Origin of the sequence: Rahnella sp. 2050, assembly GCF_040544515.1 — a bacterium.
Lineage (GTDB): Bacteria > Pseudomonadota > Gammaproteobacteria > Enterobacterales > Enterobacteriaceae > Rahnella > Rahnella aceris.
This window is the reverse complement of the sequence record NZ_JBEPKE010000007.1, coordinates 95813-119462: the sequence shown is the minus strand read 5'-3', so window position 1 is coordinate 119462 and position 23650 is coordinate 95813. Positions and strand designations below refer to the sequence as shown.

Genomic DNA, 23650 nt, shown 5'->3' with positions numbered 1-23650 from the left:
GAGGTTGATCAGGTTAAGCAAGAAGTGTGCCGGAGATGAAATACCGGTGCAGGTAGCCTGTCCCCGCGCGTATTGATGATTACAACGTCTCAAGTACGCGGCAGGCTATCTGGTTGAGTTCGATAAATTCAGGCCAGCTATATTGCTGCTGATAATTCAGTAAAAACTGTTTTTCGACCTGACATATCAGCGGGCGCTGGTCATAAACCTTACATTGGCGGCGGGTATCATCGTAGTGACGGCAGGCACCGTCACCGCGATCGAGATAGCGCGTTTCCTCTGCCCGATGAACATGGCGGCAACAGGCACCGCACTGATTACAGGGAAAAGATGGCGTCAGACTCATAAAGAACTCAGCCAGCTTCGGGTGGATTGTGCATTTCCGGCCTCAAAAGGCAGGCTGATATTGCGTTTCTCCGCCTCTGCTTTCAGCAGCAATCCGCGGCAAATTTCATCATTGATCAACCCTAAATGTCCGGTAAATGCGGCAAGTTCATCCGCATCCATAGCAAACTCAATCCGGGTTAATTCCAGAATATAACGATCAAGCTCCGCATTCACATTCTGGAAATAGTCTACCGCTTTCTGATACTTATCCTTGAATCTGTCGAGGAATGCCCATAGTTTTTGCATCAGAGCACTGCTTTCCAGAAAATAATTCATGGTCAGCGTGAGGATCCCCGTCGCCAGTGCGCTGCAAAATGCAGCAAGTTCAGGGCCGAACGGGAACAGAAATACGCTCGCCAGATATTCATTAATCAGCACACCCGTTACGACGGCAATTCCCGCGGCTATCACGCGACTCGCTGCTTTGGCCTGCTGGCCTGGCGGCAGATTATCCGGATTGAACACCATGATTTTGAATGCCTGAACCAGATTATTCCACATCTCGCGGATCAATCTGACCAGCATCTTTTTCGTAGTGAAAACTATGTTAAACAACGCCGTGGTGATAGCCGACAGCACGCCACCCAATACGCCGTCTTTAAAGGCCGTGAGAAAATCACGAAATTTTGCTTTTACCCGTTCCCATGCGGCGACCAATATTTCACCGATATCACCCAGGAATTCTCTGGCATCAAAGCGTTTACGCTGGCGGGCATAGAGGGAAGGGATGCGTTCGTGAACTTCAAACCAGACCTCTGCGAGGATAAGCCCCAGCATCTGACGGCTTCCCATCCGCAATCCGGTTGATAACGACGCACTGGCGACATTCAGGGCAAATTTGCTGCTGGTGTAATAGCTGAGGTTGACTTCTGATTCATAACGCCCCCGTGCTTTTTCATCTGCTTTCTGCATCCGTTCAAAATCTGCTTTAGACTTGTTTTCCAGACTTTGCAGGCGCTTCTGCTGTTTCTCCGTCAGCACCGGCTGACTTTTTAAGGTCGCGATTTCCTGCTGATTAACCTGATATTCCTTTTGCAATTTTTTCACGAAATCCGACATCGGCTGTGCTTTTTTAGAGGTGTTTAGCGTTGCTCCGGTCGGCGTCAGATTGCTGTCATCATTGGCCAGATCGGCTCCGTTCAGTTCTGACAAGATCCGACCCGCATCATGATGAATTTCGTTGGCGGCAATAATATGGTCAAGATGCACCTTGTCATTGGGCTTTAGCGTTTCGCCCGTGTAGCTGTCCGTTAATGTCCCGGCTTTGCGCTGCGCACTGACGCTGGCGTTGTTTTTTTTATAGTTTGCATGTTGATGGTAGACATCAGGATCATAGGCTGCACGGTTTTCATACCGCGTGCGTTCTTCTTCAGTAGCGTAAATCCCCTTTCGGACATTTTGAATCGTATTAACATCACCGCCGTCCTGATCTTTAAGCAGCAGAAAATCAAGGCCAAATGATGTTGCGAGACTTTTCACCACAGTCTCATGTAATTCCTTTCCCCAATCTATTTCCTGCGTCGCCATAGGATAATGCCACCTGTTGTATAAATAGCCACTCTGAAAAATACCGGGCACGCAGGCCCGGTCAGTTTTAAGCTTTTAAGGTATATTTCGTGCTATCCACTTCGGATTTAGCCAACGCCTTATCCAGTGCGTGTTTATTCAGCACGTTGATCCCATCCGTATCGGTCTGCAATTGCACGACACCGTTCTCAATAACAGCTTCATTTTTTTCATTGGTCACTGGTTTAAATAACGGCGTGGTAATGACATCAGTCATAATAGCCGCCAGCATGTAACCATTCTCAATCATACGCAGACATTCTTCAGAGTCTTCAATAGCATCCTGAATATTGTTATTACGACGCTCGAGAATTTTCTGATGCATTTCTTTCAGCGGGGTGAAATAGGTCGCAAAAAGGGTGTGAAGCTGAGACAAGGAAGTATAAATAGAATCAACATATTTATTCACCACTTTAAGATGCGACTCGGCCAGATTCATTTTATCTACGGCAGATCTCACCTGACGGGCGACATCCTGTGCATTTTCCAGTGCTTTCTCCGCATGTGCCGCATAAGCCCAGCCGGCGATCATCAGGATGGGTGCAACCACCGCGCCGCCCAATACCATCGCCCCACCGGCCATACCCCAACCGCCTGCCGCCAGCGAGCCTCCGCCAATGGCAGCCATCGTGGCATTATAGGCTGCTGCACCTGAGAGTGCTGCGATAGGTGTGCCGGTGGAGGCCGCCGCAAACGCCACGACACCACTGTAAACAGCGAATCCGGCCGCTGCACCTGATGTTCCGGCCCCCACAACAGTTCCGAGATATTCGGTCGCCGAAATAGCCAGCTTCTCAATCTTGTTTAAACGATGCTGTGGTATTTCCAGACGCAACTGGGTATGGCCGTCTTGCTCCATTTTTGCCAAAAGTTCTTTAGCTATGGTGTCAAACTCGCGGAATTCCTCGCCAATTCTTAATTCTTTTTTACCCAGGCGTTCAAGTTTGCGGGAAGCGTCATCATTGACGATATCGAAGGCTTTCTTGCGACTGTCATAGCGATTTTTAGCCCCCTCAAGGATCTCATTGGCTTCAGATTTGTCCTGATAGCCTTTGTACGCTTTTTTACCGCCGACGGCAGTTGCAATTGCTGCGGCACCTAAAATGATTACAGGAATTGCCATAATACATCTCCATTGTTATTTAAATTATTTTGCCTCTGCGGGCAGTAAGGATTTTTCAGCTGAGGACAGGTAGCCTTTTAATAAACGGAAAAGCGCATCCCTGAGCCAGAAAGGTTCAAGAATTTCTATCTCAGGCAACCAGAAAAGTATCAGCGGTAATATTTGATTTTCATGCGCAGCCCGGCAACTCACGACAACACCATTTCCGTCATCCTGAAGCATTTTCTGTTCAGGCAGTAAGTCACGTCTTTTGAAATAATGAGCATGGCGTCCTTTCACATGAAGTTTCACGTCAAAGCCTTCCCGGCTAATCCAGGGATCCTGACTGCTTTCCAGTAAAGCCATTACCGTAATATCAGGAATAAAGGTTTCTTTTTTAATATCCAGCCACTCGATCTGACTCAGTGAAAAAGATTTCAGCTTCCCTTTATCTGTCGCCTGTAAATACCAGATATTGTGCTGATTGATAAGCCGGTACGGGTGGAGTTCCCGGTCTTTACCTTTATAGGTCAGTTTACAGAGATTCCGCTGTCTGATGGCTTTCTCGATGGCCGGGAAATGACGACGAAGATCGGCCTTTAACGTATGTTCAGGGCTGGCATTCTGAATGCTGATATGTTTTTCGTTCAATCGGGCATCGAGATACTGCCAAAAATCACTTCCACGTTCGGGGAAGTAACTGTCAGCCTGCAAAAATTTTGCCAGCGAATGATGCAAATTTTCCGTTTGTGTCGATTGCAGGGCGGATGAAAGCCGGTATTCACCTTCGCCACAGTGCTCAATGACCGTCGACAGTGCATTCAAATCACGATAGACCGTCCGTTCAGTGATTGAGAATTTCTCCATCAGCGAATTGCGTTTAACAACGCCATTCAGGTGTAGCTCCGTTAATATATCAACCAGCCGCTCCGCCGAGCGGCATTTTACGCGACGCGCCATCGTTTAATCCTAAAGCTACAGTGAGGTGATGTGGTGATTATCCATAACTCACTGACAGGGTTTGTCAGTCACCCATTCGGTACTTCTCTTTTATCGCCCGTTTTTGACAAAACTTAAATTTTTAGGGGAATTCATCACGAAAAAATATGAACAACTTAATGAAGTAAAAAAAAGTCCGTCAGCACGCAGTTTCCCGGATGCCAACGGACGCCTTTTCTTTCAAATTTCGGCCTGTAACATGGAAACATAATGCTGTTTCAGCAGCATAATAATTCAGCATGTCAAAACCTGAATAATCAACCTGTACTTTTAATGCGCGTTAAACGGCGGACCAGATCCATTTCGGCGCGACGGAACGGAATGCCGTATTCGTCGAGCACATCGTGAAACCATAAATGGGCATAATCGTGATTGCCCTTGCGCACTGAGGGCCACGGCAGCGTGGTCTGGGTTTTACCGCGCACTAATCCCCACTGATAACAGCCCGCATTGAACGCGCTGAACAGCGGCAGTTGCTCCTCAAACACGCTGCCGACATGGCGCGCCAGCCATTCGGTACATAACATCGGGCGGTTGAATTTCTGCCAGAAACGCAGTGTCTGTAAAAGTTTCGGCGTCGCGACATACGCGTGAAAACTGATGACGTCAGAAAGTTCAGCCGCCGCCACATCAATAGGATGGGTGAAAAACTCGCTTTCCGGCTGGTCCGGATCCTGTGAACAATGCCAGGCACCGACGGTCAGCGGCTGGACGGGATCTTCCCCGCGCGCCCAGACAAATGCCTTATGCATCAGTTCCAGCGCAAACCCTTCCAGTTTTTCGTCATACATCGTTTCTTCCAGTCCGGTGGCGAACGTGCCACGGTTACCCGGTTCGTTGTACAAATCCCAGATGGCAATACGGTCGTCGGTGCGGAAATGACGGATGATGTCGCGCACATAAATCTCCACCTCCGGCCACATATCGCGGTTGCAGACCACATCCCGCCCCGGACTGGCAGCCGCCTGACTGTTATGTTTGCCCGGTTCCGGTGCTTTTTGCGGCCCGAGGAACGGCTCGTCGCCGGAGAATCCGCAATCGTCCATCAGCGTGAGCATGACCCTGATGTCATGACGACGGGCAATACTGAGAAACTGATCGATGCGCGCCAGCAAACCGTCGCGATCGGCCTGCCAGACGATAAACGGCAGATTGATACGCAACTGGTTATAACCCGCTTCCTGTGCCCAGCCGAGTTCCTGATCAATCACCGGCGCATCAAAAGTTTCACGCTGCCACAGTTCGGTCCAGTTAACCGCCGTGCGCGGCAGATAATTAAATCCGCAAATCCAGCCCTGTTGCTCACTCCACGCAGCCGCCTGTTCCCTGCTCCATTGCTTTTTCATTCATCACTCCTGATGTTAAAATGCATTAACTCATATTATTCGCTGCTTTTTATTACCTGCGAACAATAGCTGCAATTTGCATGCTCAGGTTCTGCAATTAAGATCACACTCTTTTTACCTAATTTGCTGAGCCAACAGGCAAATTTCCCCGCGTGACAGAGGGTGAAATTAAAATAGAATTAATGGAGAAGGAGAAAAAGAATAGCAGAGTGGATGCAATGGGATAATTATATTGCATGTTTGTTACAGGAAATAATAACGTTAAAACTATAATAAATAATGACGAAAATAACTTCAGTAAATGAAATGATTAATTAATACCTTCCGGTAACGGGGAATACCCGGTCTGCGGATATTCCCCGTTACGGCATTAGCCCAGATCCCCCCCGTTACTGGCAATCACTTTCTTGTACCACCAGAACGATTTCTTTCTCTTTCTTTCCAGCGTGCCATTACCTGCATCGTCGCGGTCGACATAAACGAAGCCGTAGCGCTTGCTCATTTCACCGGTCGAGGCGGAGACAAGATCGATACACCCCCATGAGGTGTAGCCGATCAGCGGAACGCCATCGGTGATCGCTTCACCCATCGCGCGGATGTGCTCACGCAGATAGCTGATGCGGTAATCGTCATTGATTTCGCCCTGCGCGTTGATTTCATCTTTCGCGCCGAGGCCGTTTTCGACCAGGAATAACGGCTTCTGATAGCGGTCGTACATCATGTTCATGGTGATGCGCAGACCGAGCGGATCGATGCCCCAGCCCCATTCGCTGGCCTCGATGTACGGATTTTTCAGCGATTTAACAATATTCGCCGCGCTGCTGTTGTTGTCGTTCATGTCTGCTGACGCACAACGCGACGCGTAGTAACTGAACGAGACAAAATCGACGGTGTTTTTCAGGATGCCGTCATCGCCCGGCTCAGTCACGACGTTAACGCCCTTTTCGGCAAAGACGCGGCGGGTATATGACGGATATTCGCCACGCGCCTGCACATCGATGAAGAACAGGTTCTCGCGGTCTTTTTGCAGGGCCGCCCAGACATCAGCCGGTTTACAGGTTTGCGGATAGAAATTCCCGCCAGCCAGCATACAGCCGACCTGATTCTCCGGGTTCACTTCATGGGCAATTTTTGTCGCTAAAGCACTGGCCACCAGCTCATGGTGCGCCGCCTGATATTTCACCTGCTCCTGATTTTCGCCCTCTTCAAAGACTAAACCGGCACCGGAGAACGGGCTGTGCAGCAGGATGTTAATTTCGTTGAAGGTCAGCCAGTATTTCACCAGCCCGTCGAACGCTTCAAAACAGGTACGCGCATAGCGGGCGAAAAACTCCACCATTTTGCGGTTACGCCACGAGCCGTATTCGATGACCAGATGCATCGGCACATCAAAATGGCACAGCGTCACCAGCGGTTCGATGCCGTACTTTTTGCATTCCGCAAATACGTCACGGTAAAACGCGATACCTTCCTCGTTCGGCACCTGCTCATCACCATTGGGATAAAGACGGCTCCAGGCAATCGAGGTACGGAACACGGTAAAGCCCATTTCTGCCATCAGCGCGATGTCTTCTTTGTACCGATGGTAGAAATCAATCGCCTGATGCGCCGGATAAAACTCGTCGTCTTTCAGGGAGAAACGTTTTTCCTGACCGGTTTTTACCGCCAGACGGTGCGCGCCATGCGGGATCATATCTACCGTGGTCAGCCCTTTGCCTCCTTCGAAACTGCCGCCTTCGGCCTGGTTTGCGGCAATCGCGCCGCCCCATAAAAAACCTTCAGGAAATGCTGATGCTGACATGTAAAATCCTCTCCTTTAATTTATTTAACTGCGCTTTGCGAAACCGCAAAGGCGGCGGAAGCCGTTGATTCCGGCGCTGTATTTTTTGGCGCCACGGTTTCCACCGGAATATCTTCAAATCCGAGCAGCAAGGTAGTGAAGAAGGAGATCACCACCGCGAGGACCATCACGCCCACCACCCAGACAATGCTCATCGGATTCGACGGGTCGAAGAACTGCACGCTGGTAAACAGCCCCGGCGACGCCATCGAATGGCTGGCGAGTCCGCCTAATCCCGCCACGCCACCGCAAATAAAGCCGCTGATTAAGCAGGCGATCAGCGGACGTTTCAGCCGCAGCGCCACGCCGTACAAGGCGGGTTCGGAAATCCCGGCGACAATCGCTGAAGCCGCTGCGGCCAGCGCAGTCTGACGCAGTTCCGGGTTTTTGGTACGCCACGCGACCGCCAGTGAAGAACCGCCCAGTGACAGGTTCGCGCCAATTTCCGACGGCATCACCATGCCCTCTTTGCCGGTTTCCGCGATGGTCTGAATAATGGTTGGCGTGAACACGCGGTGCATGCCGGTCATCACCAGCAGCGGCCAGGCCGCGCCCATAATGGCGACAGAAAGCCAGCCCAGATAACTGTGAACGGTATACACCACCGCTGAAATCCCGGTACCGATCCAGATGCCCAGCGGACCAATCAGCATGATGGCGATCGGTGCGGCAATCAGCATAATCAGCATCGGTTTGAGGAAGTTTTTAGTGACAACCGGTGTAATGCGATCGACCCATTTTTCAATGTAAGACAGCAGCCAGGTCATGCACAGCGCCGGAATAACGGTGTAGGTGTATTTCACCGCCGTGACGGAAATGCCAATAAATTCGACTTTCTGCCCCTGTGCCGCTTTCGCCATTAAATCGATAAATGCCGGATGGACAAGGATCCCGGCAATCGCAATCGCCAGCGACATATTGGTTTTAAATTTCACCGCTGCCGACGCCGCCACCATCACCGGCAGGAAGAAGAACGCACCGTCGCCGATGGTATTGAGGATCACCAGCGTGGAAGCGCCCTTGTCGAACACGCCGGTCATATCCAGGATCATCGCCAGCAGTTTCACCATTGAACCACCGATAATGGCCGGGATCAGCGGCGACATGGTGCCGATCAGCGCATCCAGAATGCCGGAGCCGATACGTTTCAGGGTGATTTTATTTTTCGCCGGTGCAGCGCTGTCGTCACTGGCTGAGAAGCCTTCCGGCAGCAGTTTCAGCACTTCAGCGTACGCCTGAGAAACGTTGTTACCGATGATCACCTGGCACTGTTTTTCGTTGCGCACCACGCCCATCACGCCGGTAATGGCTTTCAGTGTGGCGGCATCAACAACAGATTCATCATTCAGCACAAAGCGCAGGCGCGTCATGCAGTGTGTCACTGCCGCAACGTTCTGTGCGCCGCCGATGGCATCCACAATCGACTGTGATATTGCTGCAAAATTTTTAGACATGTGTACAACTCTCTCAGATTCATAGGGTTATGAATGTTTTTCAGAAGCCCTGGCTCCTGTGAAACCACTTTTTATGAACGTTATGCTTTTTTTATGAAAGGCTGTGAAACGATAGGTAACCGGTTTCATACGAGAATGTGCAGTTACCTCTGTAACTTCAATAAAAAAATGCAACGTTGTTTTATTTTTGTGATGACGATCTCTCACTGTCGTTCTGTTATGCCAAAAACATCGTAAAACGGCTGAAATGTGTAGAATGACGCATCATTTTTCACTTTCAGGAAGCCCTGATGTCGACAATGCAGGAAGTGGCTAATAAAGCGGGCGTCTCCAAAGCCACCGTTTCCCGTGTACTTTCCGGTAAAGGTTATGTGAGCCAGGAAACCAAAGATCAGGTATTTAAAGCCATTGACGAAGCGGGATACCGGCCAAATTTACTGGCGCGCAATCTGGCGACCAGCAAGTCGATGTGCATTGGCCTGGTGGTGACCAACACGCTGTACAACGGCAATTATTTCAGTGAGTTAATTTCTCAGGCGGCAAAAAAACTCGACGCCAATGGCCGTCAGTTGATCCTGGTCGATGGCAAACACAGCGCCGAAGAAGAACGGGAAGCCATTCAGTTTCTGCATGATTTACGCTGCGACGGCATTATTATTTATCCGCGCTTTTTATCCGTTGATGAAATGGATGAGATCATCGATAAATATAAAAAACCGGTGATGGTGGTTAACCGTAAATTGCGCAAACATCAGAGCCATTGTATTTACTGCGACCACAAAGGTTCCGGTTTTAATGCCACACAGACCCTGATTGAACACGGTCACCATAATATTGCGTTTATCACCGGTTCCCTGGATTCCCCGACGGCGATAGAACGTCTTTCGGGTTATAAAGAGGCGCTCGCCGCAGCCGGATTGCCGGTCAGGGAATCGCTGATTGCGCAGGGAAAATGGTCACCAGCCAGCGGCGCTGCCGCCGTGGAAACCCTGCTGATGACCGGTCAGACTTTCAGCGCAATTCTGGCCAGTAACGATGAAATGGCGATCGGCGCGATGAAAAAACTGAACGAAACCGGTATTGCCGTACCCGCACAGGTTTCGGTGATCGGGTTTGATAATATCCCGACCGCGCCGTTTCTTATTCCGGCGCTGTCGAGTGTAAAGGATCCGGTCAGCGATATGGTCAGTGAAGTCATCAGTCAGATTATTTCCATGCTCGATGGCGGTTATTTATCCCAACAGAATAAGTTTGTGTCTGAACTTATTTTGCGGGATTCGGTGACTGACGGACCCTGCGCCTCCATCAGCTTTCCCTAAACGCGGTTTAAATTATCCGTTAAACACAGCGGATTAAGCTTTATCCTGATTGTTGTTTCAATCCTGAGCGCCTTTAAGCGCCAAAGACTCAGCCGCACATTGTTGCGGCTTTTTTACATGCTGATTAACTGCTTGTAACGCATGAACATTATGTGCCTTTTTATTAAAGCCCCGAACTTCCCTGCCGATAACACTCCCGTTAGTTAAAACCCAAATAACGGATTTCACTTAAGGCCGATCTTTTTGCTAAATACGCTTAAATTTAAGCACGTTAGAAGCAAAATTTGGCGAAGTAAGAATTTTCTTATGCTAACGTTTCACGGGCACATCACAGCAAAAATGCGTCGGGAACAGGCGCACTATTTAGCCGGACTCTGATTTGGACGGACCCCGTGCAGAGACGGCCAGCTATCAGGCAAAAAATATGAGTGAAGATTCTGATGTACTTTATCGATTGCTGGTTCAGCGCGTAGAAGATTATGCGATTTATATGCTGACTCCCGATGGCCATATTGCGAACTGGAATGCCGGTGCGCAGCGGGCGAAAGGTTATACGCCTGAAGAAGTTGTCGGTAAGCATTTTTCCTGTTTTTACACCGAAGAAGACAGACAAAACGGCTGGCCGCAACGCGGGCTGGAAACGGCGCGTTCCACTGGCCGTTACGAATCCGAAGGCTGGCGACAGCGTAAAGATGGCTCACGCTTCTGGGCGCACATTATTATTGAAGCCTTACGCGAAGCCGGGGAAATCATCGGATTTGCCAAAATCACCCGTGATGTCACGGAGCGTCGTGAAACGGAAAAGGCCCTGTTGCAGGCCAAAGAACTGGCCGAATCCAACAGCGAGCAGCTCTCGTCCCTGTCACATTTCCTCAATACCGTGATCGCCAATATCCCGTCCTCGGTGATTGTCGAGAATGCCGTCTCGCGCGAAATTCTGCTGGTCAACCGCCAGGCAGAGCGTCTGCTGGGGATTCCCCGCGACAAAATGCTCGGTAAGCGCCCGCAGGATTGTATGGGCATCGGACTGAGCACCTTTATTAATAAGCAATCGGATGAATGTTTGCGCGCAGAAGGCCTGCACCGCAGCGAGCAGCAATTACTGACGGCTATTGGCGACCGGACGTTACAGACCACCAGTTCGGTGATCCGCGGGCACGATCCTCAGACCAGCTACGTGATGATGATTGCTGATGACGTGACGGACCAACAGGCCGCCCACGCCCGTATTCACCACATGGCGCATCACGACAATCTCACCAGTCTGCCGAACCGCATTCTGTTCAGCCAGCGTCTCAGTGAAGCCTTGCAGCGCGACAGCTATACTCACAGCCACACCGCCACGCTGTGTCTGGATCTCGATAACTTCAAGAACGTCAATGACGCGCTCGGCCACCAGGTTGGTGACGAACTGCTGCGCGCGATAGCCAAACGTCTGCGCATGACGCTGCGCGATGACGACACGCTGGCACGCATCGGCGGTGACGAATTTGCCGTGGTGCTGCCGGGGCTGAAAGACATTTCTGCCGCGCACCAGATTTCCAAACGCCTGATTGAATCAGTACGTCCGCCAGTCATTATCGATGGCCATTCGTTATCCGTCGGCCTGAGCATCGGTATTGCGCTCGCCGGTTCGACGGAAAACACCCCCGATCAATTGCTGCGTTGTGCGGACATGGCGCTGTATGAAGCCAAACGTAACGGCCGCAACCGTTATGAAGATTTCCGCCTTGAGATGGATGCCGCCGCGCGCAAACGCCGGGTGGTCGAAATGGATTTACGCGACGCCATTACCTGTAATCAGTTGCGTCTTTACTACCAGCCGATCACCGATGCCCGTCACGATGCCGTAATGGGTTACGAGGCGCTCATGCGCTGGCATCATCCGGAAAACGGGCTGATCATGCCGGTCGATTTCATTCCGATTGCCGAAGAAACGGGGCTGATCCACAGTCTTGGCTCATTTGCGTTGCACGAAGCCTGCCGCGAAGCCGCAAGCTGGAAAGGCAGTCAGACGGTTGCCGTTAACCTTTCACCGATTCAGTTCAAAAACAGCGGGCTGCTGTCGGTGGTGGAATCAGCGCTGGAAGCCTCAGGGCTGGATCCGTCACGTCTGGAAGTGGAAATCACGGAATCGGTATTGCTCGATAACACGCTTGGCAATATCAGCACATTGCGGAAACTGAAATCGCTGGGTGTGCGGATTGCGCTGGACGATTTCGGCACCGGGTATTCGTCGCTGAGTTATCTGCGGTCTTTCCCGTTCGACAAAATCAAAATAGACCGGTCATTCATTAACGACATGCACGACAGCCGCGAAGCGCTGGCAATTATCCGTGCCATCACCGGCATGAGCCGCAGTCTGGACATTCAGACCACGGCAGAAGGTGTGGAAACCGACGAGCAATTCCGGCGTCTGAAAGAAGAAGGTTGTACGTTGTTCCAGGGGTATTTCTTTGGGCGCCCTCAACCCTCAGAGTCACGACTAACCGGGTTCGCACCTCTCTGATGATAGGTATTAGACACGGTTTGTGCCGGGAGTGATCGGGGGAACAGCGGTATATAAGCCTGTTATTTCTGACGATTGTTTTAGCTCCTCCCCCTGCGAAGGGGGAGGCTGGGAGGGGGGTTTTAAGGGTTAACACCCGGTCAAAGTACACTTTAACTATCTGATTTTGCATTAATACCCCACCCCAACCCTCCCCTTCACAGGGGAGGGAGCTGAACTGAATTCTCTGGCTCCCCTGCGAAAACTTCACCATTACTCACAAACTTGCAGACGAAACCACTGCCCGTGTCCGCTCCGGCTTGCGAATTATTCCTTAATACCCCGCCCGACCCTTTCCTTCTTTGGTAAAGCAACGAAATAGCGAACCATTAGCCAACTTATACCATTTATTTGATCGGCTTCTCATCCCGCAAAATCACGCACCATTACGATCCGTTAACATTAATTTAACGCACTACACTTGTGCATATAAGATGAATATCAATATCTTATAAAAAATTAAAACGATTCTCTGACTAAAGTGCGTAAATTTTAGTCTTTTGAAATTAAAAACAAATTCTCCTGTTTGCAAAACTTTTTCACGAACCATTACAAAATTGGTTCAGAAAATGCAAAGGACTGATTAACGATTTAATTCCCAGCGGGAAACTGACATATGACAACGCACTCCGGGGCGCTACCCCCTTCTAACGGCACATCGAATTCAGCGCTGGAACAGCTACGCCAGCTGATACAACAGCATCCGGATCAGACGCAGCCACTGCCTGCGGAGCGTGATCTGATGCAAATGTTTGATGTCGGCCGCCGTGAAATCCGCCGGGCGCTGGATGTGCTGGAAGAAGAAGGTCGCGTGTGGCGCAAGCAGGGGAAAGGCACGTTTATCGGGCCGAATGGTCCTGCCCAGCCGCTGAGCCTGCAGGCGTTACCGAAACAATCCAACTTGCAGGAAGTGATGGAAGCCCGTCTGCAAATCGAACCGGGGCTGGCGAAATACGCCGCACTGCGCGCTACGCCGGAACAAATCCAGCTGATGCGCCGTTTACTGGACAAAGTGAAAACGATGTCGCGCGGTGATCCGGATCAGATTGAGCTGTGGGACAGCGCCTTTCACCGCGCTATTGCCGATGCCGCGGGTAACCGGTTGTTGCTCGGATTGTTTGATGCCGTCGACGCCATCCGCCGTGACCCGAGCTGGCTGGCGGTGCGCAACGCGGCACGCAATCAGGAGCGCCTGAACCGTTACGACGATCACCATGAACGTATCGTAGAACACATCGCCGCACGCCAGCCGAAAGAAGCCGCGAAAGTCATGCGCGAGCACCTTCTGGCGCTGCAACAGGCATTTCTTTCCACCCTGCATGATGATGACGAGGATTTTACTGATGACTGACCCCGCCGGACCCGTCAGGCCGCTGTTACACATTAACGACCTGAGGGTGCAATTTTCCGGTTCTCCCGCGACCGTGCTCGACGGTATTTCCTTACAACTGGAAGCAGGAAAAACGCTGGCGCTGGTGGGCGAATCTGGTTGCGGCAAAAGCGTGACGTCGCTGGCGCTGATGGGGTTATTGCCCGCCAGCGCTAAAGTGTTGCAGGGCGATATCCGGCTCAATGATACCTCGCTGCTCGGGCTGTCTGAGCGTCAGTACGCCGACCTGCGCGGTCAGGAACTGGCGATGATTTTTCAGGAGCCAATGACATCACTCAATCCGGCGCTGACACTGGGCGATCAGCTTGCCGAAGCGGTCATGCGTCATCAGGGTGTCGGCAAAAAACCGGCCCGCGAACAGGCGCTGGAAATCCTGAAAAAGGTGCAGATCCCCGCTCCTGAATTGCGGATGGAGGCTTATCCGCACCAGCTTTCCGGCGGTATGCGCCAGCGGGTGATGATTGCCATGGCGCTGATCAACCGTCCGCAGTTGCTGATTGCCGACGAACCGACCACCGCGCTGGACGTCACCATTCAGGCGCAAATCCTCGCCCTGCTCAACCGTATTCAGCAGGAAACCGGCAGCGCATTGTTGCTGATCACCCACGACCTGGGTGTGGTGGCGGAAGTCGCCGACAGTGTGGCGGTGATGTACGCCGGGCAGATCGTCGAACAGGGTCTGGTGACCGATATTTTCAATAATCCGCAGCATCCTTACACCATCGGGCTGATGGGGTCGATGCCGTCGCTGGCTCCGCGTCAGGGCGCGCTGTCCACCATTCCCGGTGCCGTGCCGTTACCGAAAGACATGCCGCAGGGTTGCCGCTTCTCGACGCGCTGCCCGTTCGCCACCGAACGCTGCCACCAGGAGCGTCCGCCATTGCGCGCCCTGAATCAGTCGCCGCACCACGTCGCCTGTTTCTTTGCGCCGCTGGAAAACTATTTCGTGTTATCCGCCGAAGGAGCCTGCGCATGAGCCTCACTCCCCGCCCCATTCTGGAAGCCGCCGCGCTGAGCAAAGTTTTTAAAGGGCCGTCGTCACTATTCAGCAAACCGAAAATCGTGCAGGCGGTAGATCGTGTGTCTTTGCGCGTCTGGCATGGCGAAACGCTGGCGATTGTCGGCGAATCCGGCTCAGGGAAGTCAACCCTGGGTCGCCTGTTATTGCAGTTGCTCAGCGCCTCCGACGGTGACGTGTTTTATGAAGGCGAAAACCTGAAACAGTTTTCGGCTGAACAGATGAAAAAGCTGCGCCGCGACCTGCAAATCATCTTTCAGGATCCGTTTGCCTCACTCAACCCGCGCATGACCGTGGAAGAAATCGTCGGCGAACCGCTGTGGCTGCACAACATTGTCAGTGGTAAAGCAGACAGACAGGAAAAAGTGCGCGAACTGCTGACCACGGTCGGCCTGCCCGCCGCATTCAGCAACCGCTATCCGCATGAGTTTTCCGGCGGTCAGCGCCAGCGCATCGGTATCGCCCGCGCACTGGCGTCCTCGCCGAAACTGCTGCTGGGGGATGAACCGGTGTCGGCGCTGGATGTGTCAGTGCAGGCGCAGGTGGTGAATCTGCTGGAAAGCCTGAAACAACAGTTTGGTCTGACGATGATTGTCGTCGCGCACGGTCTGGCGGTGATCCGCCATATGAGCGACCGTGTGGCGGTGATGTACCTCGGGCAAATCGTGGAACTGGCCCGCACCGATGACATTTTTGATCAGCCGCTGCATCCGTATACCCAGGCGCTGATTGCCTCCGCGCCGCTGCTCACACCCGGCGTTAAACGCCCGGTGCCCCTGTTGCAGGGTGATATGCCCAATCCGGCCAATATGCCCACCGGCTGCCGTTTCCATACCCGCTGCGCGTACGCCACCGACGAATGTCGTCTGGTGGAACCGCCACTCGAAACCGTCAGTGACAACCGCATGGTGGCCTGCCACCGCTGGAGCGAACTGCAACGGGACCGCACCTCGGTGCTGGTTCCGCCGCCGTCCGCCGCTTTTACCTTACGGCGTGCGCTGTTTGAACAAGCGAGCCAGTCCCGGCTTTCACTTTCCACTCCAACCTCAACCCAGGGAACCCGACCATGAGATTTGCACCCCGCTTAACTGCCTGCATTCCCGCCTTAATGTTGCTGACGTCTGCGGGCCTCGCCCATGCGGAAAGCACCCTGCGCATCGGCCTTGGCAGCGATCCTGACATGCTGGATCCGGCCACGGCGCGCACCTATTACGGGCGTTTCGTGTTCAGCGCCATGTGTGAGCGTCTGGTGGATGTCGATCAGCATCTTAAAATCGTGCCGGGTCTGGCGAAAGACTGGGCGTACAGCGACGACGGCAAAACGCTGACCCTGCATCTGCGCGAAGGCGTGACCTTCCATGATGGCGAGAAATTTGATGCGCCGTCGGTGAAATACAATATCGAACGTTACCTGACGCTGCCGGGTTCTTTGCGCAAAAGTGAGCTCTCTTCCATTGAATCCGTGGAAGTCACCGCGCCGTACACCGTGGTTTTCCATCTGAAAACCGCAGATGCCGCGTTGCTGATGCAACTGACTGACCGCGCGGGCACCATGATGGCGCCGGAAGCGACGGCCAAAGGCAATGTGGCGGCGCATCCGGTCTGTTCCGGCCCGTACGAGTTTGTCAGCCGCGTTCAGCAGGACCGCATCGTGCTTAAGCGTTTTGAAAATTACTGGAACAAAGGCGCGTATCACTTCGATAAAGTGGTGTTCCTGCCTATTCCGGATGCGTCGGTTCGCCTTGCCAACCTGCGTGCGGGCGATTTAGACATCACCGAAGGCATTGCCGCCAGCGACACCGCAACGGTGAAAGCCGACAGTAATCTGCAACTGGCCAGTACCACCGGCCTCGGTTACATGGGGCTGACGATCAATATCGCCAACGGCACCGCCAATACCAATACGCCGCTGGCGAAAGATGCCCGCGTGCGTCAGGCACTGTCGCTGGCGATTGACCGCGACGCTTTGAATCAGGTGGTGTTCCAGGGGCAGTACACGCCGGCGAATCAGGCCTTCTCGCCTGCCAGCCCTTATCACGCCGACATTCCGGTGCCAAAACGCGATATCGAAAAAGCCAAAGCGCTGCTGGCCGCCGCCGGGGTGAAAACACCGCTGACCATTGATTTCCTGGTCGCCAACAACCCGACTTCTCAGCAGGTTGCGCAGGTATTGCAGGCGATGGTCAGCGAAGCAGGCATCAACCTGAATCTGCAAATGACCGAATACGCCACGCTGCTGGATCGCCAGCAACGCGGCGAATTCAAAATGAGCATGTCCGGCTGGTCAGGGCGCCCGGATCCGGACGGCAATATCTTCTCGTTCCTCAATACCAAAGGCGGCCTGAACGACGGCAAATACAGCAATCCGCAGGTCGATCAGTGGTTGCAGGAAGCGCGTCTGACCAGCGATGTGGAGAAGCGTAAAGCCCTCTACAAGCAGATTGTGGTGCAGGAAAACCTCGACGATCCGCTGGTGTATCTGTACTTCGAACCGCGCATTTTCGGCATGAGTAAAAAAGTGACCGGTTTCGTACCTTACGCCGACGGGCTGATCCGGCTGCAGGGTCTGGCGCTGAACAAGTAATTGCCTGAGGAAAGACAATGTTAGAACTGGTGGTGAAACGGCTGATTTCAGCCATACCGACGTTGTTTCTGGTCACGCTGATGGTGTTCTCGTTGCAGAAATTACTGCCGGGCGACCCGATCACCGCGATGGCGGGCGAGGAGCGGGATCCGGCAGTGATTGCGCAGTTACGCGAGCAATATCATCTGAATGACCCGATCCCCAGCCAGTATTTCCACTGGGTCGGCAACGCGCTGCGCGGCGATTTCGGTACGTCACTGCGCACGCAGGAACCGGTATTACAACTGATCGCCAGCAAACTGCCGGTGACGCTGGAACTGTCGCTGCTGGCGATGATTGTGGCGCTGATTATCGGTATCACCATGGGCGTGCTGGCGGCGGTGAACAAAGGCACCTGGATAGATAACGGCACCAATTTTCTGGCACTGTCGGGGATTTCGATCCCCCATTTCTGGCTGGGTGTGCTGCTGATTATGTTGTTCTCCGTGAAACTCCACTGGCTTCCTGCGTCAGGTTACGTGCCATTTTCAGAAGATCCGCTGCAAAACCTGAAAACCATGCTGCTGCCTGCGGCGGTGCTCGGTACCGGCCTTTCTGCCACGCTGATGCGCCATACCCGTGCGGCGATGATTGCGGTGCTGAAAGCCGATTACATCCGCACCGCCCGCGCCAAAGGGTTGCTGCCGAAAAAGGTGATCATGAAACACGCGCTGCGCAATGCGCTGGTGCCGATCATCACGCTCACCACGTTACTGTTCGGCGAACTGCTGGGCGGCGCGGTGCTCAGCGAGCAGGTTTTCACCATCCCGGGCTTTGGCAAAATGATTGTCGATTCAGTGTTCAACCGTGATTACGCCGTGGTTCAGGGCGTGGTGATGGTGGTCGCGGTCGGATTTCTGCTGATGAACCTGCTGGCCGACGTGCTGTACGTTCTGGTCAACCCACGCATGCGGAGAGCCTGAGATGAGCGTTTCTGTGATTTCCGTGACAACGTCACTCCCTGCCCGCGAGCCAAACCGCGTACTCAGCAAATTTCTGCGCAATAAAAGCGCAGTGACTGGCGCGGTGCTGGTCATCACCTTCGCCTTGCTGGCGTTGCTCGCCCCGTGGATTTCGCCGTTTGATCCGATCAAAGCCGATTTCATGGCGGTACGCAAAGCGCCTTCCGCCCTGCACTGGCTGGGCACCGATGAACTGGGCCGCGACATTTTATCGCGCCTGTTCTGGGGGGCACGCACGTCGCTGATGGCCGGCTGTGTATCAGTCATTATCGCGATTGTGATTGGTGTGCCGCTCGGCCTTATCGCCGGTTTCTGGCAGGGCTGGATGGACAGCATTATCTCCCGCGTGGTCGAAGCGCTGCTGTCGTGTCCGTTTCTGGTGCTGGCGATTGCGCTGGGTGCTTTTCTCGGCCCAAGTCTGGGTAATGCGATGATCGCCATCGGGCTTTCGGCTATGCCGATTTTTGCCCGCCTGACGCGTGCGCAGGTGATGAGTATCCGCAACGAGGAATACATTGAAGGGGCGCGGGCGATTGGTCTGCCCGACCACTGGATCCTCTGGCGTTATGTGCTGCCGAATGTGCTGTCGCCCATTCTGGTGCAGGCGACGCTGGCGATTGCTTCAGCGATTATCACCGAAGCCAGCCTGTCGTTTCTCGGCCTCGGCCAGCAACCGCCGGACGCCTCGTGGGGCGCGATGCTTAACACCGCGCGCAGCTTCCTTGAGCAGTCGCCGTGGATGTCAATTTTCCCCGGTCTGGCGATTTTCCTCACCGTACAGGGTTTCAATTTGCTGGGTGACGGGCTGCGTGATGCGCTCGACCCGCGTTCTGAATAAACCGTTTGCAGCTTTTTTAAGGAAGAATACATGTCTGAGAATTACGATTTTAATGTGGCTTATCCGACCCTGCGTCCGACCATGATGGGTGCCAATGCGGTGTGTGCCTCGCAGCCGCTGGCGGCTCAGGCAGGCATGAAAATGCTGATGTTGGGCGGTAATGCTGCCGATGCCGCTATCGCCACTGCCATCGCACTCACCGTCCTTGAGCCGAGCGGCAACGGCGCAGGCAGTGACGCATTCGCGATCGTCTGGGACGGCAAAAAAGCCCACGGACTCAACGCTTCAGGCCGTTCACCGGCAGCGTGGACGCCGGAGTATTTCGCGGACAAAGGGTTAGATGCCGTACCGACCTACGGCTGGGATGCGGTTACCGTGCCGGGTGCAGTCTCCGGCTGGGTGGCGCTGGCAAAACGCTTCGGTACCCTGCCGCTGACCACGCTGGCACAACCGGCGATTGATTATGCCCGTAACGGTTTTCCGGTATCGCCGCTGATTGGCCGCCTGTGGGAAATCGCGGTGAAAAAACTGCATAACCAGCCGGGCTTCATGGAGTGTTTCGCGCCCGAAGGTCGTGCGCCGAAAATCGGTGAAATCTTCCGTAATCCGGCACTGGCTGACTCACTTGAACTGATCGCCAGAACCGAAGGCGAAGCATTTTATCGCGGCGAACTGGCGGAAAAAATAGTGGCGCACAGTCAGGCCCACGGCGGCGCAATGACGCTGGACGACCTGGCGAATCACCAGGCCGACTGGGTGGAAACCCTGCAGCAGTCGTTTGCCGGTGGCTCGGTTCATGAGTTGCCGCCGAACGGTCAGGGCATCGCCACGCTGATTGCACTGGGCATTCTCGACAAGCTGAATATCGGCAGCCAGCCGGTGGATTCGGTGGAAACCACGCATTTATGTATTGAAGCGATGAAACTGGCACTGGCGGATCTGGACCAGCACGTCACCGACAGCGACCATATGTTCTTCGATCCGCAACTGTTCCTGAACGATGATTATCTGGCAGAGCGGGCAAAACTCATTGACCGCAGCAAAGCCAGCGACGTGACTTACGGCGCACCGCGTCCGGGCGGCACCGTTTATCTGACGACGGCAGATTCCAGCGGCATGATGGTCTCTTTCATTCAGTCGAATTACATGGGCTTCGGTTCCGGCGTCGTGGTGCCTGGCACCGGTCTGAGTATGCAAAACCGTGGCTGCGGATTTACTCTCGACCCGACACACGCCAACTGCGTCGCACCAAACAAACGCACGCTGCACACCATTATTCCGGCCTTTGCGCAGGATGCGGCGGGCAAACCGCTGATGTCGTTCGGCCTGATGGGCGGTCCGATGCAGGCACAGGGACATCTGCAACTGGCGTTGCGCATGATGCTGTATAAACAAAATCCGCAGGCCGCCATCGATGCGCCGCGCTGGCGGATCAACGGCGGCCGTCAGGTGGCCATCGAATCGACGTTCAGTCACAACACGCTGGCAGCGCTGCGCGCAATGGGTCATGAGCTGATCGTCGAAGACCCGCTCGGCGGCCATTCGTTCGGTGGCGCGCAGGTGATTGTCACCAATCCGGCAGGCGGCTATCTGGCGGGCACTGAATCCCGCAAAGACGGTCAGGCACTGGTGATGTAGGTCGGGTTTCACTCTGCACCGCGAGCGGGTTTTGCCCTGCTCCTCCCCCTGCGAAGGGGGAGGCCGGGAGGGGGTTTTAAGGGCTAACACCCTGTTTAAACAAACCTTAACATCAGTTTTTGACCTTAATACCCCACCCCAACCCTCCCCTTCGCAGGGGAGGGAGTTACCCCCGCCTTTGTGACTTCCCTTCCAAATCTTCGCTAAATCCATGTAATTCGATCCCATCGCTATAAAAATTTGAAACAGCGTTCTATAAATGGGGTGTTGAGTACTTTCCACTTTCATATGGAGAACGAATGTATGAGCCGTCCACTGTTTCATGGCGTGATCCCCCCTGTCGCAACGATCCTGAATGAGAATGAGCAGCTTGACCGTCAGGGGATGGCGCGTCTGATTGATTTTACGATTGAAGGCGGCGTGAACGGCCTGTTTTTCCTCGGCAGTGCAGGGGAATTCGCGCATATGTCTCAGGCGCTGCGTCATGAAGTGGCTGAGTTTTGCACCAGGCATGTTGCCGGGCGCGTGCCCGTTTTGATCGGCGCAGCGCTTCCGGGTACGGCAGAAACGCTGGCCTTCGCGCAACACGCTAAAAGTATCGGAGCGGACGGCGTGGTGGTGGTGAATCCTTATTACAACCCGATAACTGAAGAAGCGCTGTATCTGCATTACCGCACGATTGCTGAAGGCGCGGGTTTGCCGGTGATCATGTACAACTATCCGGGACTGACGGGTCAGCCGTTGCCCGTCAGCCTGATCAAACGTCTGGCGCTGGAATGCCCGAACATTGTCGGCCTGAAAGATACCGTGGACAGCCTCAATCACATTCGCGAAACGATACAGGCCGTGAAACCTGAGCGCCCTGATTTCGCCGTGTTCTCCGGTTATGACGAATATCTGTTCGGCACGCTGATCCTCGGCGGCGACGGCGCGATCCCCGCCAGCGCCAACTTCGCCCCGCAACTCACCTGCGGAATTTACCGCGCCTTTAAAGAGAAAGATTTCGCCACTGCAGTAGAACTGCAACAACGGTTATCCTTCCTGCCTCCGCTCTACACGCTGGATACGCCGATCTACAACGTCATCAAATACGCCATTTCACAAGTCATCAGTGAAATGCCGGTGTATTCACTCAAACCGGCGCTGCCGCTGAGCAATGACAAACAAAAGGTTGTGCGTGAGATTTTGAAACAAGCGGGCGTCAGTGTCGTCGGCTAACGTTTCCTCTGCGCCTCCCCTTCACTGCGGGAGGCAAAAACCCTCAATCTAAATCGAAATCATTACTATTCCGCTTTAATATTCGTTACTCTATTCCCATGATTTACCAAGCCGAATGACTTTCATAACCTGATGATGCAAACACTCCTCGACAGTTTCCGCGAAACGCCGGTCAGCTGGGTTGCAGAGACTTTCAAACCGATGACACCGCTGGTGACCAATGCGGTGCCGATGTCACTGCTGACCACTGCCGAAGGTTGCGCCAGCGTGCTCAAACGCTATCTGGATGCCAATGCCGCCGATGCCGCAAAGTGCGACACACGCCGTGCGCGGATCTCGATGTGGTCACAATGGTATTTCGCCACCCTGCTGCCGAGCTGGGTGATCGTCTCTCTGCGTCACGGCTGGCAACTGCCTATCGCCGCTGAAAATGTCTATCTGTGCATGCAGGAAGAAGGCTTACCTGCGCAAATCTATCTCGACGGCGAAGGCGGAGCGCTGACATCCGCTGAACCAATGGCGCGTTTCGATGTGATGATCGAACAGCAATTGCGTCCGGTTTGCGAAGCGCTGGCAGAATTCTCCGGTTTAAAGCCGGGCATTTACTGGAGCAACGCGGCAATCCGCGTCGGCTGGGGCGTCAAACAGGCAGAGCTGGTCAATGCCGATATCTCGGACGGTATGCGGCTGATGGAATCGCGCGAGCTGCGTTATGGCGGCAAAAACCCGTTATTTCAGCCGCTGCGCGCGGAAGATCCCTCAGACCCCGACAGTCCGCAATACCGCAAGCAATGCTGTCTGCGCTACGATCTGGCCGATCACGCCATGTGCCCTTCCTGCCCGTTATTGCTAGCAGAACGTAAATCCGGCAAAAGACGCAAAACCGTCGCCGGATAAATCAAACACTTACAAAACCTGAATAAACTTAGCGTAAAAAATGATTGGATCTTAGCCGCGGATAATTATAAGAATTGGGTTATATAGACCAACGAGGTATTTATCATGACTATGAAAACACCGAAGAGCTGGCCCTCCGCTCTTAACTCGCTGGCCTCAGAGGTGATTGATTCTCTGGCGCAACCCGTTAACCGCGTATGGAATACGTTAACTGGCAAGCAAGAACCGCTCAGAGCAAGGATTGTTCATCGTTACGCTATTCCGTCTTCCCGGACGATCAGCGTCACGGAAGGATTCTTCGGGTTTATTCCGGTGGAATCTTACGAAAACGAACGTTTTATTCTGGAAGTCGCTTACGCTGACAAACAGTATCAGGTAGAAGTCCCGCGGGCTTACTACCAGAAAAGCAATATCGGCGACGGTATCGACATCCACACGCTGTAACTGCCCCGCTTTTAAACAGGCTGCTCCTTTCGAGGCGCAGCCTTTTTTATGCCAAAAAACC

General features: G+C 53.5%; 19 protein-coding genes. 12 read left to right on the top strand and 7 right to left on the bottom strand.

Going from position 1 to position 23650, the window contains the following annotated elements:
* Positions 1-79: 79 nt before the first annotated feature.
* From ABIC79_RS21380 to ascF, 7 genes are all read right to left on the bottom strand, one after another.
* Positions 80-346: a YkgJ family cysteine cluster protein gene (locus ABIC79_RS21380; RefSeq protein WP_013575700.1), complete on the bottom strand. Its 267-nt coding sequence runs from the start codon at positions 344-346 to the stop codon at positions 80-82.
* A complete protein-coding gene (locus ABIC79_RS21375) occupies positions 343-1914 on the bottom strand; it encodes a cobalamin adenosyltransferase (RefSeq protein WP_354568430.1) in 1572 nt (523 codons plus the stop codon). Before ABIC79_RS21375 ends, ABIC79_RS21380 begins: the two co-directional genes overlap by 4 nt.
* 67 nt (positions 1915-1981) lie before the next feature.
* Positions 1982-3076, bottom strand: coding sequence for a chemotaxis protein (locus ABIC79_RS21370; RefSeq protein WP_354568428.1), 1095 nt, complete (start codon positions 3074-3076; stop codon positions 1982-1984).
* Positions 3077-3100: 24 nt separating this feature from the next.
* The gene (locus ABIC79_RS21365) at positions 3101-4015 is read right to left on the bottom strand and encodes a helix-turn-helix transcriptional regulator (protein ID WP_013575703.1); all 915 of its coding nucleotides are present in this window, start codon (positions 4013-4015) and stop codon (positions 3101-3103) included.
* 296 nt (positions 4016-4311) lie between these two features.
* A complete protein-coding gene (locus tag ABIC79_RS21360) occupies positions 4312-5400 on the bottom strand; it encodes a glycoside hydrolase 5 family protein (RefSeq protein WP_112198693.1) in 1089 nt (362 codons plus the stop codon).
* A gap of 370 nt (positions 5401-5770) precedes the next feature.
* Positions 5771-7201, bottom strand: a complete 1431-nt coding sequence (locus ABIC79_RS21355; RefSeq protein WP_131637773.1) for a 6-phospho-beta-glucosidase — start codon at positions 7199-7201, stop codon at positions 5771-5773.
* A 20-nt stretch (positions 7202-7221) separates the two neighbouring features.
* Positions 7222-8694: a PTS cellobiose/arbutin/salicin transporter subunit IIBC gene (ascF, locus tag ABIC79_RS21350; RefSeq protein ID WP_112152395.1), complete on the bottom strand. Its 1473-nt coding sequence runs from the start codon at positions 8692-8694 to the stop codon at positions 7222-7224.
* A gap of 290 nt (positions 8695-8984) precedes the next feature.
* Here ascF and ABIC79_RS21345 point away from each other — a divergent pair, with 290 nt between their 5' ends.
* From ABIC79_RS21345 to ABIC79_RS21290, 12 genes are all read left to right on the top strand, one after another.
* Complete coding sequence (locus ABIC79_RS21345; protein WP_250980878.1) at positions 8985-10013, top strand: LacI family DNA-binding transcriptional regulator; 1029 nt, start codon at positions 8985-8987, stop codon at positions 10011-10013.
* Between the two features lie 424 nt (positions 10014-10437).
* Positions 10438-12522, top strand: a complete 2085-nt coding sequence (locus ABIC79_RS21340; RefSeq protein WP_013575708.1) for a putative bifunctional diguanylate cyclase/phosphodiesterase — start codon at positions 10438-10440, stop codon at positions 12520-12522.
* 655 nt (positions 12523-13177) lie between these two features.
* On the top strand, positions 13178-13912 hold the full coding sequence (locus tag ABIC79_RS21335) for a FadR/GntR family transcriptional regulator (protein ID WP_013575709.1): 735 nt from the start codon (positions 13178-13180) through the stop codon (positions 13910-13912).
* On the top strand, positions 13905-14927 hold the full coding sequence (locus tag ABIC79_RS21330; RefSeq protein ID WP_013575710.1) for an ABC transporter ATP-binding protein: 1023 nt from the start codon (positions 13905-13907) through the stop codon (positions 14925-14927). The genes ABIC79_RS21335 and ABIC79_RS21330 overlap by 8 nt, the downstream gene beginning before the upstream one ends.
* Positions 14924-16039, top strand: coding sequence for an ABC transporter ATP-binding protein (locus ABIC79_RS21325; protein ID WP_013575711.1), 1116 nt, complete (start codon positions 14924-14926; stop codon positions 16037-16039). Before ABIC79_RS21330 ends, ABIC79_RS21325 begins: the two co-directional genes overlap by 4 nt.
* On the top strand, positions 16036-17553 hold the full coding sequence (locus tag ABIC79_RS21320) for an ABC transporter substrate-binding protein (RefSeq protein ID WP_354568423.1): 1518 nt from the start codon (positions 16036-16038) through the stop codon (positions 17551-17553). Before ABIC79_RS21325 ends, ABIC79_RS21320 begins: the two co-directional genes overlap by 4 nt.
* A gap of 17 nt (positions 17554-17570) precedes the next feature.
* Positions 17571-18515: an ABC transporter permease gene (locus ABIC79_RS21315; protein ID WP_013575713.1), complete on the top strand. Its 945-nt coding sequence runs from the start codon at positions 17571-17573 to the stop codon at positions 18513-18515.
* Position 18516: 1 nt separating this feature from the next.
* Positions 18517-19392 carry an ABC transporter permease gene (locus ABIC79_RS21310; RefSeq protein WP_354568421.1) on the top strand — a complete coding sequence of 292 codons (876 nt, stop codon included), beginning with the start codon at positions 18517-18519 and terminating at the stop codon, positions 19390-19392.
* Positions 19393-19422: 30 nt separating this feature from the next.
* Positions 19423-21030: a gamma-glutamyltransferase family protein gene (locus ABIC79_RS21305; protein WP_354568419.1), complete on the top strand. Its 1608-nt coding sequence runs from the start codon at positions 19423-19425 to the stop codon at positions 21028-21030.
* Positions 21031-21333: 303 nt separating this feature from the next.
* Positions 21334-22248: a dihydrodipicolinate synthase family protein gene (locus tag ABIC79_RS21300; RefSeq protein ID WP_354568417.1), complete on the top strand. Its 915-nt coding sequence runs from the start codon at positions 21334-21336 to the stop codon at positions 22246-22248.
* 132 nt (positions 22249-22380) lie between these two features.
* Complete coding sequence (gene fhuF, locus ABIC79_RS21295; RefSeq protein ID WP_015690010.1) at positions 22381-23145, top strand: siderophore-iron reductase FhuF; 765 nt, start codon at positions 22381-22383, stop codon at positions 23143-23145.
* 105 nt (positions 23146-23250) lie between these two features.
* On the top strand, positions 23251-23589 hold the full coding sequence (locus ABIC79_RS21290) for a hypothetical protein (RefSeq protein ID WP_013575718.1): 339 nt from the start codon (positions 23251-23253) through the stop codon (positions 23587-23589).
* Positions 23590-23650 lie beyond the last annotated feature (61 nt).

What these genes read in the sequence shown, in the direction of transcription:
- ABIC79_RS21340 (WP_013575708.1), top strand. Translation starts at nt 10,438, where the DNA reads ATGAGTGAAGATTCTGATGTACTTTATCGATTGCTGGTTCAGCGCGTA.
- ABIC79_RS21290 (WP_013575718.1), top strand. Translation starts at nt 23,251, where the DNA reads ATGACTATGAAAACACCGAAGAGCTGGCCCTCCGCTCTTAACTCGCTG.
- ABIC79_RS21315 (WP_013575713.1), top strand. Translation starts at nt 17,571, where the DNA reads ATGTTAGAACTGGTGGTGAAACGGCTGATTTCAGCCATACCGACGTTG.
- ABIC79_RS21330 (WP_013575710.1), top strand. Translation starts at nt 13,905, where the DNA reads ATGACTGACCCCGCCGGACCCGTCAGGCCGCTGTTACACATTAACGAC.
- ABIC79_RS21345 (WP_250980878.1), top strand. Translation starts at nt 8,985, where the DNA reads ATGTCGACAATGCAGGAAGTGGCTAATAAAGCGGGCGTCTCCAAAGCC.
- ABIC79_RS21335 (WP_013575709.1), top strand. Translation starts at nt 13,178, where the DNA reads ATGACAACGCACTCCGGGGCGCTACCCCCTTCTAACGGCACATCGAAT.
- ABIC79_RS21360 (WP_112198693.1), bottom strand. Translation starts at nt 5,400, where the DNA reads ATGAAAAAGCAATGGAGCAGGGAACAGGCGGCTGCGTGGAGTGAGCAA.
- ABIC79_RS21365 (WP_013575703.1), bottom strand. Translation starts at nt 4,015, where the DNA reads ATGGCGCGTCGCGTAAAATGCCGCTCGGCGGAGCGGCTGGTTGATATA.
- ABIC79_RS21320 (WP_354568423.1), top strand. Translation starts at nt 16,036, where the DNA reads ATGAGATTTGCACCCCGCTTAACTGCCTGCATTCCCGCCTTAATGTTG.
- ABIC79_RS21380 (WP_013575700.1), bottom strand. Translation starts at nt 346, where the DNA reads ATGAGTCTGACGCCATCTTTTCCCTGTAATCAGTGCGGTGCCTGTTGC.
- ABIC79_RS21325 (WP_013575711.1), top strand. Translation starts at nt 14,924, where the DNA reads ATGAGCCTCACTCCCCGCCCCATTCTGGAAGCCGCCGCGCTGAGCAAA.
- ABIC79_RS21300 (WP_354568417.1), top strand. Translation starts at nt 21,334, where the DNA reads ATGAGCCGTCCACTGTTTCATGGCGTGATCCCCCCTGTCGCAACGATC.
- fhuF (WP_015690010.1), top strand. Translation starts at nt 22,381, where the DNA reads ATGATGCAAACACTCCTCGACAGTTTCCGCGAAACGCCGGTCAGCTGG.
- ABIC79_RS21310 (WP_354568421.1), top strand. Translation starts at nt 18,517, where the DNA reads ATGAGCGTTTCTGTGATTTCCGTGACAACGTCACTCCCTGCCCGCGAG.
- ABIC79_RS21370 (WP_354568428.1), bottom strand. Translation starts at nt 3,076, where the DNA reads ATGGCAATTCCTGTAATCATTTTAGGTGCCGCAGCAATTGCAACTGCC.
- ABIC79_RS21355 (WP_131637773.1), bottom strand. Translation starts at nt 7,201, where the DNA reads ATGTCAGCATCAGCATTTCCTGAAGGTTTTTTATGGGGCGGCGCGATT.
- ascF (WP_112152395.1), bottom strand. Translation starts at nt 8,694, where the DNA reads ATGTCTAAAAATTTTGCAGCAATATCACAGTCGATTGTGGATGCCATC.
- ABIC79_RS21305 (WP_354568419.1), top strand. Translation starts at nt 19,423, where the DNA reads ATGTCTGAGAATTACGATTTTAATGTGGCTTATCCGACCCTGCGTCCG.
- ABIC79_RS21375 (WP_354568430.1), bottom strand. Translation starts at nt 1,914, where the DNA reads ATGGCGACGCAGGAAATAGATTGGGGAAAGGAATTACATGAGACTGTG.